The following is a 17,397-nucleotide window of genomic DNA, read 5'->3' as shown; positions in this document are numbered from 1 at the left end:
ATCAGAGATAGGACGAGAGATCGACCTTGCCGTTGGTGGCGTAGACGAACAGCTTGCCGGGATGGACTTCGCTGGGGGTGACATTGAAATCTCCACCGGCGGCTTCGAGGAGGAGTTTGCCAGCGGCGATGTCCCAGTCGCTGATTTGTTCTTCAATGTAGGCATCGAGCCGGCCACAGGCAATGTAGGCGAGGGCGAGGGCGGCACTGCCGAGCATGCGGGTTTTGCGGACGTCGACAGCGATGCGTTTGAATCGATCAAAGCTGGCTTCGAGGGCTTTGCGGCTTTTGGAGAATCCGACGGTGACGACGGCGTCGCTGACGTGAGCGCGGGAGCTGGTGCGGATGGGTTTGCCGTTGAGGGTGGGGATGCCGCCTTTTTCAACTGCCCAGGTTTCATCCTGGATGGGGTCGTAGATGACGCCGACGACCAGTTCGCCCTGATGACGGGCGGCAATGGAGACGCAAAAATGGGGGATGCCGTAGAAGTAGTTTACGGTGCCGTCGATGGGATCGACGATCCACTGCGTGTCGCTGCCGACGGTGCCCGCGTCGCCTTCCTCGCCGAGAATGTGATGGTCGGGAAAATGTTTCAGCAGGATTTCAGTGATGAGTTCCTGGCTGCGGACGTCAAGGTCGAGCTTGATGTCGTGCTTGAGCATTTCGTTGACGGCGAGATCGGAACCGAAGTGTTCCTTTTGCAATTTACCGGCGGCGTGTGCGGCTTCAAGAGCGGCGCTTAACAGGGAACTCATGATGATGGTTTGTCGATGGCGAAAGCGAGGGCGGTGAGGCGCTGGATAAGGTTGCGGGCGAGGTCGTGTTTGGACTGCCTGGGCAGGGTTTCGGCACGACCGTCGGGGAAGCAGAGAATGACTTCGTTTTGATCGGTGTCAAACCCTGTGTCGCTGCCGCTGACGTCGTTGGCGATGATGAGATCGCAGTGTTTGCGCTGGAGTTTGTCCATGGCATTGGCGATGAGGTTTTCGGTTTCGGCGGCGAATCCGACGAGGAGTCCGCTGAAGTTGAACGGCTGGCGCATCGAGCCGAGGATGTCGGGGGTGCGTTCAAGTTCGAGGGTGAGGCTATCCTGATGTTTCTTGATCTTCTGGTCGTGCTGGAATTTGGGACGGTAATCGGCGACGGCGGCGGCGAGGATGGCGATGTCGGGAGCTTCGTCGCGCAGGAGTTCGCGCGTGGTTTCCCACATTTGCTGGGCGGTTTGGATCGAATGAATGGTGACACCCGCAGGCGCGGGAAGATTGACGGGACCGCTGATGAGAACCACCTGATGACCGGCTTCAGCGGCGGCCGTGGCGATAGCATAGCCCATTTTGCCAGAGGAGCGGTTGCTGAGGTAGCGCACCGGATCAAGGGGTTCCCGGGTTGGGCCTGCGGTGATGAGAAAACGCATGGCGATTGGGTTTTACTCGTCGGTGGGTTGAAGGAGTTTCAGCGTGATGTTGACGATGAGATCGACGGGGGCGAGGCGTCCGACGCCTTCATAGCCGCAGGCAAGCATGCCTTCGTCGGGATCGATGAACTGACAGCCCCACGATTTAAGTTTTTCGACGTTGAGCTGGGTGGCAGGATGCAGCCACATTTTGCCGTTCATGGCGGGGGCGATGAGGATGGGCGCGCGGGTGGCGAGGGCAATCGCGCTGAGGGCATCGTGGGCAAATCCATTGGCCAATACGGCGAGCTGGTTGGCGGTGGCGGGGGCAATGAGCAGGAGATCCGCGTTGTCGGCGAGCTGGATGTGGGTGGGCCGCCAGCTTTCTTTTTCGTCGAGGAGGTTGGTGACCACGGGGTTTTTGGAAAGGGTTTGCAGGGTGAGTGGGGTGATGAACTCCTGCGCGTGCGTGGTCATGATGCAGGTGACCTGGCAGCCGGCCTTGACGAGCTGGCTGGTGATGTCGGCGGCCTTGTAGGCGGCGATGGAACCGCTGATGCCGAGGAGGACATTTTTCATGGGAATAGGATCAGATACGCTGGAGCGAGGCAAAGTGGTGCGACTCGTCCGGCTTCGCAGTGTGGCTGGTCACTGCAAGGATGCAAGCAACTAGCGATCGGTGGCAATTAAAAGCGCTGGAAATGATCGGCAGGCTGGGTAATAGGCGATTTGCCCATGATCGCTTCCGTTCTTCGCTGTTCCTTTTTGCTGGCCTTGATTGCCATTGGAGTCACCTCGCTGCGGGCGAATGACTATGATTTGTCTCCAGAGCAGGAGGAGCGCATGAAAAAATTCCTGCCGCGGACCTATGCCAAGCTGGCAAAGCGCAATCCGGTCCATGTGGTTAGTTTGGGCGATAGCGTGATGACCATGTATGGGTATGGCGATGAATACAACAACACCCTGCTGGCTTATCAGACGGTGTTTTTGAATGAGTTGTCCTCGCAGTTTTATTATCCGGGCGGGGTGAGGGTGATCCGACCCGGGAAGGGCAAGCCCGAGAAGTTGAACGAAGTGGTCGGGGTGGAGATCACGCTGCAAAATTTGTCTCGCGGCGGGAAGCTGATGTTTCATGCGCTGCAGCCGCTGACCACGCAGGCTTTCGAGAACAAGCCGGATCTCGTGATGGTGAGTTTTGGGATCAATGACGCGACGCTGAACGAGGGTTTGGAGAAATACCGCAAGTCGCTGGAGGAGATCATTGCTCTGGTGCGTGCCAATGGGGCTGATCTGTTGTTGTTTGGGCCTTCGTTGACGGTGGAAGATCCGCCAGAGGAGCTTTTAGCGCTGACGCGTCCCTATGCCAACGCGATGCGTGAAGTGGCGGTGGCGAATGAAGTGTGGTTTGCGGATTTGGGGGATTTGAACTGGTTTGTGAGGTTGGATGATCGCAGTGCGCATTTGAATGCGGCGAAGAAAGAGGCGGAGAAGAGAAAGGCTGAAGAGGCCAAGGCTCAAACGGAGACCGAGACTGGGGCTCCGAGCCCTGTTACTGCTCCTGTGCACAAGAGTCCGGTAATCAGCCCGATGCTGGAGCAGCTCGATCCTGACCCCGAGAAGCGGGCGGCAAAATTGTTCAATCAGGTGGTGGATGACTACCGCAAATTTTTCAATCACGGCGAGATTGTTGATTGGGTTCACCCTGATGCGAATTTTCACCGTCAGTTGGGCAAACGCATTTTCAAGGAGTTGCTCAACGGAGAGAAAGCTCTGCCCTGGAAGGTGTCCAATTCCAATTTGATCATGGAAGGCACCAAACAGTGCGTGTTGACCTACGATCTGGAGAACACCACCAAAGACGAGCAAACCATTACCCTGTTGCCATTGGTGGCCAGGCATTGGAAACCTTTGCAGGCTCCCACGCGGCTGGTGCTGCAACCGGGCAAAAAGACGGAGGTGAAAATCACCTGGCTGCCGCGTTCTGAGGAGACCTTCGCAGGCGGGATGCCTTTCTCGGATGCGTCGATTTGTTTCTCGATCATGCATGCGAACACCGAGATGGTTCACATCAATGACATTGATGCCATGATCCAGCCGCTGGCGGTGGTTTGGGATTTGGGCACGCGATTCAATCTTGAAAACACGGTGGAACTGCAGGCACGCGTGGCCAATACGTCGAAGAATCCTATCAAGGGAACCTGGGAGGCTGCATTTTCGGGTCAAAAGTGGAACGGCACTTTCAACGCAGCCGGAGGTGAGGCTTCGCCGATCAATCTGCCGTTTGCATTGCCTTCGACAGGGGCAACCCGCTTGAAGGGCATCCTCACAATGACTTTGGTGAGCGAAGGGTTGACCTATCGATTTGATCGCAAGGTTGAGCTGTCGCGCAACATGGGTTTGAAGCAGGAGGTGAAGCTGGTGAAGGGGAATCCTGCGACGGACTTCGGCCAGCCGATCGATGAGAAGATGCCCGACGCGGACAATCCGGGGGTGCGTTTCCGGGCGGATGCTGACAGCAACGCACTCTATCTCACCTGGGAGGTGTTTGGTGCCAACATGATGGATGCGCCGGGCGGGCAGCCGGCCTACCTCATTGATACCAACATTGATGCCCGCAGCTATGGCAAACGATTGACGCCTGGGGCGACGGATTCCCTGCGAATCAGTGGTGCGGCAGCCGATGGAGACGGGCGGGTGGGCGCATTGCAACCTTGGGTGTTTGGCACGGGGTATGCGATGTTTTACGATGCCAAGAAGGTTCAGGCCAAGCTGAGCAGTCGCCCTGACGGCTCGCGGCGCATCTCGGTGGCTTTGCCGCGCGCCTACCTCTATTTGCATGAATGGAAGATTGGAAACGGCAACAGCCAGCTCGGATTCAATACCTATTTGTCTTTGTGGCAGAAGGACGCGGCTTCACCGACGGGCGGGGCGTTTGAGACGTATTTTATCACCCTTGGCGGCCTTCATCGGGATCAGGTGGATGCGCTGAACGTGCTGGAGTTGACCGACAAACCCACCAACCGCTGGACCATGCGTCTGTATTGATCGGGCGCGGGTGTTTTGACCTCCTGATTGTCGAGACCATGCAGCACCACCCGATGCTGTTTGAAGAGTTTGCGGTGGAGGCGGTGGTCGCAACAGGTGTGATGGATCATTTGTGGCAGCTGGGCTGGCGACATTTTGGAGCGCAGTTCTTCCGCTACAGCATGAACGTGCATGCCGGTGAGTGGCAGCACATCGTGCCGGTGCGGATCGATCTGGAGCGCTTTGAGTTGAGCAAAAGTCAGCGGCGGGGTTTGCGTAAGAATGAAGACCTCGTCTGTGAATGGCTGCCGGCGTCGGTGGACGAAGAGCTGGTGCAGGTTTTTGAGGCCCACAAGAATCGATTTCACGACAATGTGCCGACCAGTTTGCACGACTTCGTGTCGTTGATGCCTGGCAATTTCCCGTGTGCTTGCGAATTGTTGAGGTGCCGGTTGGGGGGCACTTGTGTGGCGGCGAGTTTTTGTGATGTGGATGAGCTGGCAACGTCAAGTGTGTATGGATTGTTCGCACCGGATCATTCCATCCGAAGTTTGGGGATCTTCACCTTGTTGAAGGAAATCGAGCGAGCCATGGAGCAGGGGCGGCGCTGGCACTATCTTGGTTATGCCTCGCATGAAGCGGGGATTTACGATTACAAAAAACGCTTTGCGGGACTGGAGGGCTTCGATTGGGCATCGGAGACTTGGGTGAGGAATCCGTTCGATACTGGACAGTTGATTTAACCTGTGGCCTAGCGGAGCGTGGTCGATGTCCGCCTCTTCCGACCGTGCTTCGATTGATCTCAGTCCCCGACGTTATTCGCTGGTGATGGAGACGGCGAAGGTGTTGCGGGAGACCATCAATCAGGGGAAATGGCGCGAATTTTTGCCGGGGGAACGGGTGCTGTGCGATCTTTGGCAGATCAGCCGACCAACGCTGCGGGCGGCGATGCAGATGTTGCAAAAGGAAGGATTAATCGAGATCACCCAGGGGTGTCGGACGAAGGTGTTGATGACCGCGCCTGAGCAGGTAAAAGGCCCCATGTCGGTGTGCCTGCTGTCTCCGGAACCTCTGGAAATGATGCCGCCGTTTGTGATGCTTTGGTTGGATGAATTGCGTCGTCAGCTTGCGGCGGCGGGGAATCTTTTGCATGTGCAGGTAGGCAAGGCCGGATTCTCGAGCGAACAGCCGGAGCATGCTTTGCGCCCCTTGATCGAGTCGGCCTCTTCAACCGTTTGGGTGTTGTATCAAAGCACTGAGGCGATGCAGCGATGGTTTGCCGCGCAATCCGTGCGTTGTGTGGTGGTGGGTTCGGTGTTTGAGGGGGTGAAACTGCCGTCAGTCGACAAGGATTACCGCGCTGCGTGCCGGCACGCGGTGGGACTGCTGGTGGCGCGCGGCCATCGGCGTTTAGCCATGCTGATCCAGCAGCAACGGTTTGGCGGCGACTGGGAGAGTGAAGCAGGATTCGAAGAAGGGCTGGCTGCGTTGCGCCAGAATACGGTTCAAGGGCGCATCGTGCATCATGATGGTTCTCTGGAGCAGATCGAGCGCGCAGTGCAGCGATTGATCCGGCAGGTGAATCGACCCACAGCCTTGTTGGTGGCGCGCTCGGCGCATGCCTTGACGGTGCTGACGGTGCTGTTGGGGCACGGCATTCGCATCCCGCAGGACATGGCGCTTCTGTGCCGCGACGATGATGCGTTTCTGGATCATGTGGTGCCGCGCATGGCTCGCTACACGGTATCACCAGGTGGATTTGCCAAACGCATCTTCCGACTGGTCATGCAGCCAACGTCGGATGGTCATGCCACCAAATCAGGGGGGCAGGTGATGCCAAATTTCGCATCGCGTGAATCCTTGTGATCGCCCTTTAGGAACCGCTGAGCTTTTTGAAGGCTTCGTCGGCAACGGCGAGATCAGCCGCGTCAACGTAGAGGACGCCTTTGCCACCATGAGTGCGAGTCAAGCGGATGATACGGCCCTTGTGCTCCAGTTGGAAAACTCCTGCGGAAGGTTCGGGATTGGGGGTGGCATCCTTGAGCCGGTTGGAAACAAAGGTCCTCATCGCGCCAAAAAACGCATCGGCGGCATTGCTGTCGCGCCAAAGGCTCTGCCAAACGACGTGGTCCCGACCGGGATTCTGGTTTTCGTAAACCATCAGTCGGTCGTTGAGCCAGCCAGGAACCGTTTCTGCGGCCACAGGTTCGGGGATGTGTTGTTTCAGCAGCAAAACCACGCCAATAGGACCAAGGGTGTCGTTCCAGAAAGGTTGAGCTCCATTGATGCTGATGTCAGGCCATTCCAGAGGCAGCAACGAAAACGGAACGTCCTGAAGGTAAACTTGGGAGTCGAGCAGCTCGGCGCTGGAGATGGGAGGTCGGGTGTAGGTGGCATCAACTTGCTCCCAGTTGCCGATGCTGTGCATGGCCTGCATGAAATCAAGTCCCATACTAAACGGGAGAAGCTCCAGTTCGCGCAAAAAGTTCGGAATCGGGACGAGACGCGACGGATCATCAGGGTCTTCGCCTACCCCACCGCCGCCACCCGTGGCGGGATTTTGCAGGGCATGTAGAAAACGCAACTGGGCAGCGTCACCTGCGAGGATCGATTCTCTTCCGAGTCGTGCGTCAAGGGTCAGAGGTTTGGTGTTTGGCGGGAAAAGAGTGGAGCCTTTTTGTTTGAACAGATAACCATAGCTCAGGGCCATGGCGTTTTCTTTGGCCGGGCCGATGGCGTCTACTCCTTGTGCAAGATAAAGAGTGGCATCGCTGGCATCATACCATCCACCAATCTGGTAACTGAGAAACGCAGCCTTCAAGGCGATGGTGTCAACGGGGCGGGGGATGGCTCCAAGGGCGGCCAGTGCACGACCTTGTTTGCGACCGTGATCAGCAGCAAACTGGGTGCTTAACCATTTGGAGATGCGTTTTTCAACTTCCGCTGGAGGCACCAAGGCCGTGGGGATCGGGATGTCGGTAATGCCGCGAATTTTTAGCAGTTCCATGCCAATCCCGGCAAAATCGGGATCGGGCGCGCTGCCCTTTTCTGTAGATGCATCGGGAGCGCAAGCCATGGGTGCTGGCGATGGAGTGGGCGTGGAGGTGGATCCGCCAGGTTTGCCACGGAGGGCGGCGAGTTGATCGATGAGTTGCGAGTTTTCCGACTGCAAAAGTTGATTCTGTTCCTCAAGATATTCGATCTGGCTTTGCAGAATGTTGACTTGAAGGTCGCCTCCTTCGCCCGCCGGGGAGGCATTGGGATCCATGCCAGTGAGCGGAGCAAGGTCTTGAGCGCTGAGTTTGCCTGTCGCGGATTTTTTGCCAGTGCTGGCCGTGGCGGACTCATAATTTTTCTGGAGAAAGAAGCCAGCGGCAACACCTCCGGCGGTGATGAGCAAAAGAACGAGAAGCGAACGAGACATGATCAGGCGAAATGGGTCGGATGAGGGGAGGGAGAGGCTTCTTGGATACGTCAGGGACGGGTCAGTTTGCAACTTGAATGCCGCTCTTTGTCGAATTTGTCTTGATTACTGCAAAGGAAGGTGGGAGTTTACGAATCACTTTTTTCCACTTCATCCAACATCATGGGACAACAACTCAGAAAAATCGTCAAACGCCGCCGTCTCAAAGCTTACATTGAACGCAAGAAGGCACTCGCCAAGCAAGGTGTCGCCCGCAAGATCAGCCGCCCCTCAAAAGCCGCCGTTGAAGCCGATGAAAAACCTGCGGCCAAAAAAGCCGTGAAAAAGAAAGTGGCCAAGAAAGTTGCCGCGAAAGCTCCTGAAGCCGAAGCTCCCGCAGTTGAAGAAACGGTGGTTGAAACTCCCGTTGCTGAAGACACTCCAGCGGTTGAAACCCCAGCAATCGAAGAATTGGAAGCTGAAGCTCCTGCGGTTGAAGAATCCCCTGTCGAAGCCGAAGCTCCTGAAACTGAAAAAGCAGCCGAGTAGGCCATCGCTTGGTCAACCGACCAATAGTTTTAAAAAAGCGGAGCCGAACGGCTCCGCTTTTTTTTGTTGAGATATTGTCGCCCGTGTATTTTCACGCGGATGAGTTGAGTGTTCCCTGAAGTGGTAAACACTATACAACGTCTCGGGGACAACGACTTTCGGGAGCCGCTTGCTTAGCCTGCTTTTTTCAAAACACCATCAAGCGTTTTGGCAAACTCGGAGGCACTGGAGGCACCGATCTGGCTGTCGAGGGATTTTCCGTCAGCTGAAATGAACTGAATGTGGGGGATGCCGCTGACTTTGTATTTGGCAGCGTCTTTGGCGTTGGATTCGATGTCGGTGTCAATGTAAACCCAGACGAACTTGTCCTGATACGCTTTGATTTCTTCACTGGGATAAACGTCTTTTTTCATCATCTGGCAGGGTGGGCACCAGACGGCGGAGAAGACGGCGATGACAGGCTTGTTGCTGGTTTTGGCCTCGGCAAGAGCGGCGTCCAGTTTGTCGTTGAACTTGGGGCTGCCCTTGGGGAAGTCGGCGGCAACGGCGAGAGAGGCGGCGGCGAACAGACTGAGGATTGAGAATTTAAGGATGGATTTCATGAGTAGGTGTTTGGTCTGAGTTTTGTGAGACAGTGGGTTGGAATGATTCATTCAAAAAATACCGGTCAGTCGGCCGATTTTTCTAAAGCGAGCACTTCGTAACGGGCGGCATCTTTGCCGAGAGTTTTTACCACGTCCTCTTTGGCGAGCGTGGTGGAGGCGGCATTGAAGGAGACGACTTGGGTGCCTTCTTTTTCACCTTTGGCGAATCGAACTTCCTCGACTCCGGGCAATTTTTTGAAGGCTTCAGTGACATGGGCTTTGCAGGAACCGCAAACAACGCCGGTGACGGTGGCAGTATAGGGAATGCTTTTTCCTTCGTCAGCCGAGTGACCGAGGGAGTTCAGGGTGAGAAGCAGGGCGGCGGTGCAGAGGATGGATTTCATGGGGAAAGGAGCAACAAGCAAAGGTGGCACTAGGTAGGAGGGGATTCAGGGAAAATATTCCCGAAAATAAAGAAGCCTGGCGGAAGGTTGGTTCCGTCAGGCTTCCATTAAAGACTACGAATCGAAGCGGCTTATTCGGCGGCTTCAGTTTTTTCGCCAGCTTCTTTCCAGCCTTTCAGACCTGCGGAAAGGTGTTTGACGTTGGTGTAACCGAGGTCTTTGGCTGCTTGAGCGGCTCTTTTGTAGGCGGAGCATTTTTCGCTGCCGCAATAGGCGACGACGAGGGCGTCTTTATCGGCAGGGAGTTTGGAGGCGAGTTCGTCCTTGGCTTCAGCGAAGTTGATGGAGGTTGGGACGTGGCCTTTTTTGTAGGAATCGGAGCCGTTCACGTCGATGACGGTGACTTTTTTGGCTTCGATGGCGGTTTTGAGTTCGGTGACGCTGATGTCTGGATACTCAGCTCCGAAAGCAGGAGCGGCAATGAGGGCGGCGGCGAGAAATGCGAATAATTTTTTCATGTGTAGTGTCGTGTTTTGTTTTTTTGATAGGTTTTTGGTTATCAAATACTCTTTTGAGAGCTTTTTTACGACATCCCGTGCGTTGCACCCAATCTGACGACGATGAGTCTCCAGCGCGGTGCGGCGCATGAGATGTTGCACCCTCTAAGACAACTCAACGGCCAATTGTTGGACAATATTTATGATTTTTTTCCAGCGCCCCAAAATCGTTGGTCCTCAGTAATTGAACAGGTCGCGCACCCGGTATTGCGTTTCGCGGTTTTGGGCGCGAATCCAGATGTTGAGGGTCTCGGTGATGCGCACTTTCATCTTGGGTGTGAGGCGCCGGCCTTTGCGGGCGCGTTGCATGGCTTTGTGAGTGAGGCCTTCGCCGCAGAGAGCGACGAGATCGTGATTGTTCAATTGCAGCTCCGTCAAAACGGTGTCGATAGGCTGCTGGCCGAGGTTGCGTTCAATGATTTGATCGCCATTAGCGGTAGGTTCTGCTGTCATCTTTCTGGACACTAGCACTGGTTCTGCTATTTGCCATACTGATCATGACACGCGTTCTTCTCACCACCACCTCCTATCAGGACACTCCAGGCGCTCATCACGAGCTGCTGGCGTCGCAGAATTTTGAAATTCATCGCGAGCGTGGGCCACTGCCGGAAAGCCGCATGCTGGAACTGGCGGGAGATTTTGACGCGTTTTTGTGCGGGGATGACGAGATCACCCAGGCGGTGTTGGACAAGTCGTTGCCGAGATTGAAGGTGATCAGCAAGTATGGGATCGGCTTGGACAAGATTGATGTGTCAGCGTGTTCGGCGCAGAAGTTGCCGGTGCTTTTCACTCCTGGGGTGAATCACACCACGGTGGCGGAACATACGTTTTGTTTGTTGCTGGCACTGGTGCGGAATTTGGTAGATTCGGCCAACGCGGTGCGGGCAGGGGAGTGGAAGCGGGTAACCGGCCATGAGATTTGGAACAAGAGCATTGGCATTGTTGGGCTTGGAAGGATCGGACAAGAGGTTGCCAAGCGGGCACTTGCTTTTGGCATGAAGGTGCATGGTCTGGATCCTTACTGGCCGGAGGCTTTTGCGACGGAACACGGGGTGACGCGTCATGAGAAAATCGAGACGATGTTGCCGGAGATCGATGTGCTGAGTCTGCATGCCAACTTGAGTGAGTCGACGCGGCATTTAATCAATGCGGAGCGCATTGCGATTTCGAAACCGGAGTTACTGGTGATCAATACTTCGCGTGCGGAACTGGTGAACATGCCGGACATGATTGCCGCCTTGGACGCGGGCAAGTTGGGCGGCTATGGGACGGATGTGTTGGATGAAGAACCACCTCCTGCGGATCATGCTTTGTTGAGGCACCCGAAGGCGCTGATCACGCCACACATTGGTTCACGGACTTATGAGAGCGTGCCGCGTCAGGCGATGCGCGCGACGTTGAACTTGGTGAACTATTTGAATGGCGAGAAGGACTTCATTCAGGCGAACAAGTGGTGATAGTGAACGGAATTCGGATATTTTTTTCGCGAGCGAGTTCACACGGGAACTCGCTCCGATGAACATCTAATTGCTTTCATCCGAGGAAAATCGCGTTTGCAGCCGGTTCTAAATGTCTTTATAATGCTCATGATACGTGATTTGATACGCATCGACAAATCCTTGACTTGTTTCTCCGATTGAAGTTCAGATCTATGTCGAACACCAACGCCACAACTCCCAAAACCAAAACGCAGATCATTACGGATCCAGCGGTGCTGCGGCAGATTGCGCGAAATCAGCCGCGCGCCTCGCTGGAGGAAATGAGGCGTTCCGTTTTGGAAGGGATCAACTCAAGCAATTCGCGCAAAGTCGTTCCCAGCAAATAGCCGAGTTGGCGGCATTTGCTTCGATGGGTATTGATAAGCTTCCGCTTCTTGGTGTTGGAGGTAAGCATGAGGTTTTTGCGCTTCAACTCAGCGAGCAGGATCGGGTGTTGAAAGTGACCTTGCCGGGCTATTACGGGAGGACGATGGATGAGGATGTGTTGTTTGATTCGAGGACTTTTTTGAATGTCTCCAAGCTCAAACTGAGGGACGCATTGCCTGCTGAATATCTGGCGAGATGGGCACTGCTGGATCATGTATTTGGACTCGAAACAGAATTCGAAGGGATTGTGCGATTGGGAAATGCGGAGCCTCGCATGGCGATTTCCCAGGCTTTCATCGGTGTGGGCCAGACGGTGCCGGAACTTGAAGACGTGGAGGCGCTGATGATGGCGATGGGCTTCGAGAAGGTGGATGCGAAGTTGATCGCGAATCCGGAAAACCAATATTGCACTTGGTATCGACAGCGGGATGGGATTTTGATCACGGATGCGTTTCCACGCAATTTTCGTAAGGACGGGGCGACGGGGGCGGTGATGCCGGTCGACTTAATGGTAAATGTGGTGCCGCCGGGAGGGAGCGTGCTTCTTGCGGATGCAATTGAACCTTTCATATTGCCTCTTGTGCCACCTTCGGCTTGAATGACAGCCCACTGTTTTTCCAATCGATCATGCCGACCTACCGAATTCTTCCCACTGACGCCCACAACGATCTTGTCCGCAAAGCTTATGTGCATCGCGGTTACACGGCAGCGGAGGCTGAGGATGCAGCGCGTTTTTGTGAACTGGCTTCGGTTCATGGCATTCGGACTCACAACGCGATCAAGGCATTGCACCTCGATCACCTGTTTGGTTCGGCGGTGGGTGGCTGCAAGCCCGGAGCTGAGGTCGAGGTGATCAAAAAGCCGTTTGCAGCCAGCGAAGTTTGGGATGCGAAATTGAAGTTGGGTCAGAGCGTGGCGTTTGCGGCGATGGACCGTTGCATGGAACTGGCGGACCAGTATGGCATCGGGCAGGTGAGCGTCGACAACGCCTTCCATTATCTGTGGGGCGGTGGTTATGTGATGGAGGCGGCGAAACGCGGTTACATTGCTTACACGAATTGCACGTCGACCCTCGGCGAAGTAGTGCCTTTTGGCGGGAAATTCCCGGTGTTGGGAACGAATCCACACTCCTGGGGATTGCCGACGACAGAGGCGATTGGATATCCGATTGTGATCGATTGGGCGACCTCAACCGTGGCGATGGGCCGGGTGCAGCAGCTTCGGCGTGAGGGCAAACCTTTGCCTCCAAACGCGGCGGTGGATGCGGACGGGAATCCGACCACCGATCCTGACAAGGCGCAATGGTTGCTGCCGTTTGGGGCACACAAAGGGTATGGTTTGTCGCTGTTGATCGAGGTGTTTGGTGGATTGATCGGCGGTTCGCTGCCGACGATTCGTGGTGGGGGCGGTCATCCAGATTTTAAGGACAAGCCTCTGGCTGAAGGTGAGAAACGCACCTCTTCGTTCTATTTCCAAGTGATTCATCCCGATGCGATGGGTTCGGGTCTGTTTGCCAAAGGGCGCAGTCAGCAGGAGAACGTCAAGGCAGTGATTGATGATATTCTTGGTCACGGCAACGAGAACTGTTTGCTTCCAGGGCAGCCTGAAGCCGACAATGCCAAACATACCGCGAAGGCGGGCGGATTGTTGTTCACCGATGCCGAAGTTGATGCATTGAACGAGATCGCTGAGGAGTGTGGCTTGCCGAAGTTTGATACGGCAGCGTTGCCAACTTACGACGTGTGAGCAGAACGGATCGCTCAAGGGGTCGATTGCACCACAAGGTTGTCGCCCTTGAGCTCCTGCATCTTTTTGACGCATTCAATGACGGTCTGGGTGCCTAAAGCGACCTCGTCCTGCGTGTTGAAGCGAGAGAAAGAGAAACGGATGGAGCGTTGGGCGTCTTCGGCGCTCACGCCCATCGCCTCAAGCACATGGGAGGGATGCAACTGGGCGGTGTGGCAGGCGGAACCGCCGGAACAGGCGATGTTTTTGGCATCGAGCATGATCAGCAGACCAGCCGCGTCGATGTTGGGAAAGTAGAGGTTGCTGGTGGTGCCGAGTCTGATGGCGGATGCGCCATGCACGCGACTGCCGGGAATCGCGTTCAGCAAGGTTTGCTCGAAGGTGTCGCGCAGGGTGGCGATGGCGGCACTGGTGCCTTGCGAAAGGTGGTTCATGGCCAGTTCGGCGGCTTTGCCAAGGGCGATGATGAAGGGAACGTTTTCGGTGCCGGATCGGCGACCGTTTTCCTGACCGCCACCAAGCATCCAGGGTTTGAACCTGACGCGTTTGCTGACGTAGAGGGCACCGATGCCTTTGGGTGCGTGGAATTTGTGACCGCTGAGGGCGAGATAATCGATGGGCAGTTTTTTGACGGAGACGGGCACTTTGCCGATGGCCTGGACGGCGTCGGTGTGAAACAAAGCACCATTTTCATGAGCGAATCCAGCGGCCTGGGCGATGGGGCCGATGACACCGGTTTCGTTGTTAGCCCACATGATGCTGAGCAGGGCGGTCTGGTTCGGGATGATGCAGTGACCGAGTTCGTTCAGGTTGACCTGTCCGTCGTCGGAGACGTTGAGGAAGCTGACCGGCTGGCCTTCCATCATCCAGCGTTTGGCCGGCTCAAGAACGGCGCTGTGCTCGGTTTTGGCGGTGACGAGGTGAGTTTTGTTGGGATAGTGAAGAGTGAGGGCGGAGAAGACGGCGGCGTTGTTGGCTTCGGTTCCACCGCTGGTGAAGATGATCTCTTCGGGTTCGGCGTCGATCAAGGCCGCCACCTGTTGGCGGGCAATGTCGATGGCTTTCCGGACCTGCCTTGCCTGACGGTAGGACGCGGACGGGTTGGCGTATTGCTCCTTGAGAAAGGGGAGCATGGCTTCAAAGACCTCTGGGTCTACCTGAGTCGTGGCGTTGGAATCGAGGTAGGGCAAGATCGGGAAAGGCTAAAGGATAAGGGCTAAACGATAAACCGATGAGGCTACGCTTTGGGGGCGAGGCGGATGAGGCGGGCGGCGTAGAAGCCGTCGAAACCTTGTTTGTCGGGGCGAAGATGAATCTGGTTTTCGAGGGACCATTCGCCGCCGTTTTCAGCGAGGAAGGACTTGATCTGCTTCTCGTTTTCGCTGGGGAGGATGCTGCAGGTGGCGTAGACGAGTTTTCCGCCGGGTTTGACCATGCGGCTGTGGCTGCGGAGGATTTCGGCCTGGAGAAGGATGAGTCGCTCGATTTCTTCATCGGAGAGTTTCCATTTCGCATCGGGGTTGCGACGCAAGACGCCGGTGCCGCTGCACGGGACGTCGAGCAGGACGCGGTCGGCACTGGCGATGAGACGCTTGATGGTCTGGGAGCCTTCGATGACGCGTTCTTCGATGTTGTCGACGCCATTGCGGGTGGCGCGTTTGCGCAGTTCCTTGAGTTTGTATTCGTGGACGTCGAGGGCGATGATGCGGCCCTTGTTTTTCATGAGGGTGCCGAGATGCAAGGTTTTGCCACCGGCTCCTGCGCAGGCGTCGATGACGCGCATGCCGGGCTCGACCTGAACGAACGGAGCGATAATTTGCGAGGCGGCGTCCTGGACTTCAAAATAACCGGCTTTGAAGAGAGGGGAGGTGAAGACGTTGCGACGTTCGATCAGTCGAATGGCATCAGGAACGTCGGGAACTGTCTGGGTGTCGCAGTCTTCAGCACCGAGTTTGATCTGAAGGTCGCGCAGTTTGTATTTGAGGGTGTTGACACGCAAAAAGACGTCGGCGGGTTTGTTGAGGGCTTCGAGGATCGAGGGCCAGTCTTTTTTGAGTTCGCGTTCGGCGCGTTCGTAGAGCCAGTCGGGCACGGAGGCTTCGATGGCAGGGGTGCTCTGGGGATTTTTGAGCATCCGAATGCCCCGGCAGACGTCCCAGTCAGGCAAGGCTTTGCCCCGGCTGAGCCAATAAACGCCCCAAACGCGCCAAAGCGCCGTGTCGGAGAGCGCGGTGGGTTTGAGATAATCTTTTTCGGGAAGGGCGGCAAGGTGCCAGAGCATGCGCCACCAGCGCACGATGTCGTAGGTGGATTCAGCGAACAGGCGGCGGTCACGTGAGCCCCATTTGGGGTGAAATTTGAAGGCTTGTTCGATGGCTTTGTCGGCATACACGCCTTCCCCCATGATGCGTCTGAGGGTGAACAGGATTTGCTCGATGAGGTGCTGATGGAGCCGGTTGGAGCCGGTTGGTGGAGTGGGCATGATGGAAGGTGACGAAACGAATGGAAACGGTGCGGGAGTAGATACACCGGGTTGAACCTTCTGCCACATGCAAGTTTGTGCTTTGCAGGATTGGCTTTGACGTTATTCTGCGCGTCCTATGTTAGACATTCGCCTCCTCCGAGATCAGCCTGATTTGGTAAAACAACGCCTCGCCACGCGCGGAGAGGGCTTGTCTGAGCTGGTGGACGAAGTGCTGTCGATTGATACGCAGCTTCGCACGGCGGAAACCGAGCGCCAGATCTTGCAAAGCGATCGCAATCGTCTGAGCAAGGAAATCGGCATGGGGCGCAAAAAGGGCGAGGACACCTCAGCGAAAGAGGCGGAGGTGCGCGCCATCGGCGAGCGCATTGACCAGATCGGAGCGGAGGCGGACGCCTGGGACATCAAGCGGAATGATTTGTTGATGGGGATTCCCAATCTACCCCATGAGGCATGTCCGGTGGGAACCAGCGCGGATCAGAATCCGGAAATCCGTGCCTGGGGCCTGAAACCTAATTTCGATTTTGAGCCGAAAGACCATGTGGCCCTTGGAACGGCATTGGGAATGCTGGATTTCGAAGCGGGGGTGAAGATCGCCGGCAGTGCGTTTGTGGTTTATCGTGGTAAAGGTGCCAAACTCGAGCGGGCATTGATCAACTTTTTGCTGGATCTGCACACGGTGGATCACGGGTATGAGGAGATCGCGCCGCCGTTGTTGGTGAAGGCAGAGGCGTTGGTCGGCACGGGTCAGTTGCCGAAGTTTGCGGACCAGGTTTACCACTGTGGGCATGATGATCTTTATCTGCTGCCAACGGCGGAGGTTCCGGTGACCAATTTGCATCGTGAGCAGATTTTGAAGCTGGAGCAGTTGCCGGTGAACTATGCGGCTTACACGCCATGTTTTCGTCGTGAAGCGGGTTCGGCCGGATTGGGCACAAGGGGACTGATTCGCATGCACCAGTTCGACAAGGTTGAATTGGTGAAGATCACCACGCCGGAGCAAAGCATGGCAGAGTTGGAAACGCTCACCGGGCATGCGGAGCGGGTGTTGCAATTGTTGGGTCTGCACTATCGGGTGATCGAGCTTTGCACGGGCGACATCGGATTTGGTTCGGCGAAGACCTATGACATTGAGGTGTGGGCACCGGGTCAGAACAGCTACCTTGAGGTGTCGAGCTGCAGCAACTTCGGCGACTATCAGGCGCGTCGCATGATGATGCGCTACAAGGATGAAGACGGGAAAAACAAATTTTGCCACACCTTGAATGGTTCGGGCACGGCGCTGGCGCGTCTGTTCGTGGCTTTGGTGGAGAGTGGTCAGCAAGCGGACGGGAGCATTCTGCTTCCTGAAGCCTTGCGCCCTTACTTTGGTGCGGAAAGGATTGGATGAA

19 protein-coding genes are annotated in these 17,397 nt (G+C 55.9%); 9 read left to right on the top strand and 10 right to left on the bottom strand.

Annotation, left to right across the window (positions count from 1 at the left end; all coding sequences use genetic code 11):
* Position 1: 1 nt before the first annotated feature.
* Genes FEM03_RS15020 through FEM03_RS15010 form a run of 3 tightly spaced genes read right to left on the bottom strand, consistent with a single transcriptional unit; the run spans position 2 to position 1,971 of the window.
* Entirely contained in the window at positions 2-754 is a 753-nt protein-coding gene (locus tag FEM03_RS15020) for an inositol monophosphatase family protein (protein ID WP_240772794.1), read from the bottom strand.
* Entirely contained in the window at positions 751-1,413 is a 663-nt protein-coding gene (locus FEM03_RS15015; protein WP_138087098.1) for a phosphopantothenoylcysteine decarboxylase domain-containing protein, read from the bottom strand. The genes FEM03_RS15020 and FEM03_RS15015 overlap by 4 nt, the downstream gene beginning before the upstream one ends.
* Positions 1,414-1,425: 12 nt before the next feature.
* Positions 1,426-1,971 carry a flavoprotein gene (locus FEM03_RS15010; protein WP_138087097.1) on the bottom strand — a complete coding sequence of 182 codons (546 nt, stop codon included), beginning with the start codon at positions 1,969-1,971 and terminating at the stop codon, positions 1,426-1,428.
* Positions 1,972-2,127: 156 nt separating this feature from the next.
* Between FEM03_RS15010 and FEM03_RS15005 the strand changes: the two genes are divergently transcribed.
* From FEM03_RS15005 to FEM03_RS14995, 3 genes are read left to right on the top strand one after another with little or no spacing between them, the layout of a single operon-like run.
* Positions 2,128-4,437 carry an SGNH/GDSL hydrolase family protein gene (locus FEM03_RS15005; protein ID WP_138087096.1) on the top strand — a complete coding sequence of 770 codons (2,310 nt, stop codon included), beginning with the start codon at positions 2,128-2,130 and terminating at the stop codon, positions 4,435-4,437.
* Positions 4,438-4,475: 38 nt separating this feature from the next.
* On the top strand, positions 4,476-5,159 hold the full coding sequence (locus tag FEM03_RS15000; protein ID WP_138087095.1) for a GNAT family N-acetyltransferase: 684 nt from the start codon (positions 4,476-4,478) through the stop codon (positions 5,157-5,159).
* Between the two features lie 25 nt (positions 5,160-5,184).
* On the top strand, positions 5,185-6,282 hold the full coding sequence (locus FEM03_RS14995; protein WP_138087094.1) for a substrate-binding domain-containing protein: 1,098 nt from the start codon (positions 5,185-5,187) through the stop codon (positions 6,280-6,282).
* A gap of 7 nt (positions 6,283-6,289) precedes the next feature.
* On the opposite strand, the gene FEM03_RS14990 is transcribed toward FEM03_RS14995, so the two are convergent.
* Positions 6,290-7,840 (bottom strand): hypothetical protein, encoded by a 1,551-nt coding sequence (locus FEM03_RS14990; RefSeq protein ID WP_138087093.1) that lies wholly within the window; start codon positions 7,838-7,840, stop codon positions 6,290-6,292.
* 162 nt (positions 7,841-8,002) lie between these two features.
* Between FEM03_RS14990 and FEM03_RS14985 the strand changes: the two genes are divergently transcribed.
* Positions 8,003-8,368 carry a hypothetical protein gene (locus FEM03_RS14985; RefSeq protein ID WP_138087092.1) on the top strand — a complete coding sequence of 122 codons (366 nt, stop codon included), beginning with the start codon at positions 8,003-8,005 and terminating at the stop codon, positions 8,366-8,368.
* Between the two features lie 173 nt (positions 8,369-8,541).
* Here the strand turns inward: FEM03_RS14985 and FEM03_RS14980 are convergent, their stop codons facing one another.
* The 4 genes from FEM03_RS14980 to FEM03_RS14965 form a co-directional block, all read right to left on the bottom strand.
* Entirely contained in the window at positions 8,542-8,970 is a 429-nt protein-coding gene (locus FEM03_RS14980) for a thioredoxin family protein (protein ID WP_166442887.1), read from the bottom strand.
* A 65-nt stretch (positions 8,971-9,035) separates the two neighbouring features.
* The gene (locus FEM03_RS14975; protein WP_138087090.1) at positions 9,036-9,356 is read right to left on the bottom strand and encodes a heavy-metal-associated domain-containing protein; all 321 of its coding nucleotides are present in this window, start codon (positions 9,354-9,356) and stop codon (positions 9,036-9,038) included.
* Between the two features lie 131 nt (positions 9,357-9,487).
* Positions 9,488-9,874, bottom strand: coding sequence for a rhodanese-like domain-containing protein (locus tag FEM03_RS14970; RefSeq protein ID WP_138087089.1), 387 nt, complete (start codon positions 9,872-9,874; stop codon positions 9,488-9,490).
* Positions 9,875-10,090: 216 nt separating this feature from the next.
* Positions 10,091-10,366 (bottom strand): hypothetical protein, encoded by a 276-nt coding sequence (locus FEM03_RS14965; RefSeq protein ID WP_138087088.1) that lies wholly within the window; start codon positions 10,364-10,366, stop codon positions 10,091-10,093.
* A gap of 44 nt (positions 10,367-10,410) precedes the next feature.
* On the opposite strand from FEM03_RS14965, the gene FEM03_RS14960 reads away from it, so the two are divergent.
* The 4 genes from FEM03_RS14960 (at position 10,411) to FEM03_RS14950 (ending at position 13,524) form a co-directional block, all read left to right on the top strand.
* Positions 10,411-11,370: a phosphoglycerate dehydrogenase gene (locus tag FEM03_RS14960; protein WP_138087087.1), complete on the top strand. Its 960-nt coding sequence runs from the start codon at positions 10,411-10,413 to the stop codon at positions 11,368-11,370.
* A gap of 194 nt (positions 11,371-11,564) precedes the next feature.
* Positions 11,565-11,738 (top strand): hypothetical protein, encoded by a 174-nt coding sequence (locus FEM03_RS24780; protein ID WP_206171023.1) that lies wholly within the window; start codon positions 11,565-11,567, stop codon positions 11,736-11,738.
* Positions 11,739-11,761: 23 nt separating this feature from the next.
* The gene (locus tag FEM03_RS14955; RefSeq protein WP_206171022.1) at positions 11,762-12,376 is read left to right on the top strand and encodes a hypothetical protein; all 615 of its coding nucleotides are present in this window, start codon (positions 11,762-11,764) and stop codon (positions 12,374-12,376) included.
* 29 nt (positions 12,377-12,405) lie between these two features.
* Positions 12,406-13,524: an Ldh family oxidoreductase gene (locus tag FEM03_RS14950; protein ID WP_138087085.1), complete on the top strand. Its 1,119-nt coding sequence runs from the start codon at positions 12,406-12,408 to the stop codon at positions 13,522-13,524.
* A gap of 14 nt (positions 13,525-13,538) precedes the next feature.
* Here the strand turns inward: FEM03_RS14950 and FEM03_RS14945 are convergent, their stop codons facing one another.
* Together FEM03_RS14945 and FEM03_RS14940 are read right to left on the bottom strand one after the other, a co-directional pair.
* On the bottom strand, positions 13,539-14,714 hold the full coding sequence (locus FEM03_RS14945) for a cysteine desulfurase family protein (RefSeq protein ID WP_166442885.1): 1,176 nt from the start codon (positions 14,712-14,714) through the stop codon (positions 13,539-13,541).
* Between the two features lie 47 nt (positions 14,715-14,761).
* Positions 14,762-16,006, bottom strand: a complete 1,245-nt coding sequence (locus tag FEM03_RS14940; RefSeq protein WP_138087083.1) for an RsmB/NOP family class I SAM-dependent RNA methyltransferase — start codon at positions 16,004-16,006, stop codon at positions 14,762-14,764.
* A gap of 118 nt (positions 16,007-16,124) precedes the next feature.
* On the opposite strand from FEM03_RS14940, the gene serS reads away from it, so the two are divergent.
* Entirely contained in the window at positions 16,125-17,396 is a 1,272-nt protein-coding gene (gene serS / locus FEM03_RS14935; RefSeq protein ID WP_138087082.1) for a serine--tRNA ligase, read from the top strand.
* The last annotated feature ends 1 nt before the right edge of the window (position 17,397 follow it).

Source organism: Phragmitibacter flavus (genome assembly GCF_005780165.1).
Lineage (GTDB): Bacteria > Verrucomicrobiota > Verrucomicrobiia > Verrucomicrobiales > Verrucomicrobiaceae > Phragmitibacter > Phragmitibacter flavus.
Note: the sequence above shows the minus strand (reverse complement) of the source record. Positions and strands in the feature narration are given on the sequence as shown.

Coding starts and splice junctions, on each gene's coding strand:
- FEM03_RS15020 (WP_240772794.1), bottom strand. CDS start 754: ATGAGTTCCCTGTTAAGCGCCGCTCTTGAAGCCGCACACGCCGCCGGT.
- FEM03_RS15015 (WP_138087098.1), bottom strand. CDS start 1,413: ATGCGTTTTCTCATCACCGCAGGCCCAACCCGGGAACCCCTTGATCCG.
- FEM03_RS15010 (WP_138087097.1), bottom strand. CDS start 1,971: ATGAAAAATGTCCTCCTCGGCATCAGCGGTTCCATCGCCGCCTACAAG.
- FEM03_RS15005 (WP_138087096.1), top strand. CDS start 2,128: ATGATCGCTTCCGTTCTTCGCTGTTCCTTTTTGCTGGCCTTGATTGCC.
- FEM03_RS15000 (WP_138087095.1), top strand. CDS start 4,476: ATGCAGCACCACCCGATGCTGTTTGAAGAGTTTGCGGTGGAGGCGGTG.
- FEM03_RS14995 (WP_138087094.1), top strand. CDS start 5,185: ATGTCCGCCTCTTCCGACCGTGCTTCGATTGATCTCAGTCCCCGACGT.
- FEM03_RS14990 (WP_138087093.1), bottom strand. CDS start 7,840: ATGTCTCGTTCGCTTCTCGTTCTTTTGCTCATCACCGCCGGAGGTGTT.
- FEM03_RS14985 (WP_138087092.1), top strand. CDS start 8,003: ATGGGACAACAACTCAGAAAAATCGTCAAACGCCGCCGTCTCAAAGCT.
- FEM03_RS14980 (WP_166442887.1), bottom strand. CDS start 8,970: ATGAAATCCATCCTTAAATTCTCAATCCTCAGTCTGTTCGCCGCCGCC.
- FEM03_RS14975 (WP_138087090.1), bottom strand. CDS start 9,356: ATGAAATCCATCCTCTGCACCGCCGCCCTGCTTCTCACCCTGAACTCC.
- FEM03_RS14970 (WP_138087089.1), bottom strand. CDS start 9,874: ATGAAAAAATTATTCGCATTTCTCGCCGCCGCCCTCATTGCCGCTCCT.
- FEM03_RS14965 (WP_138087088.1), bottom strand. CDS start 10,366: ATGACAGCAGAACCTACCGCTAATGGCGATCAAATCATTGAACGCAAC.
- FEM03_RS14960 (WP_138087087.1), top strand. CDS start 10,411: ATGACACGCGTTCTTCTCACCACCACCTCCTATCAGGACACTCCAGGC.
- FEM03_RS24780 (WP_206171023.1), top strand. CDS start 11,565: ATGTCGAACACCAACGCCACAACTCCCAAAACCAAAACGCAGATCATT.
- FEM03_RS14955 (WP_206171022.1), top strand. CDS start 11,762: ATGGGTATTGATAAGCTTCCGCTTCTTGGTGTTGGAGGTAAGCATGAG.
- FEM03_RS14950 (WP_138087085.1), top strand. CDS start 12,406: ATGCCGACCTACCGAATTCTTCCCACTGACGCCCACAACGATCTTGTC.
- FEM03_RS14940 (WP_138087083.1), bottom strand. CDS start 16,006: ATGCCCACTCCACCAACCGGCTCCAACCGGCTCCATCAGCACCTCATC.
- serS (WP_138087082.1), top strand. CDS start 16,125: ATGTTAGACATTCGCCTCCTCCGAGATCAGCCTGATTTGGTAAAACAA.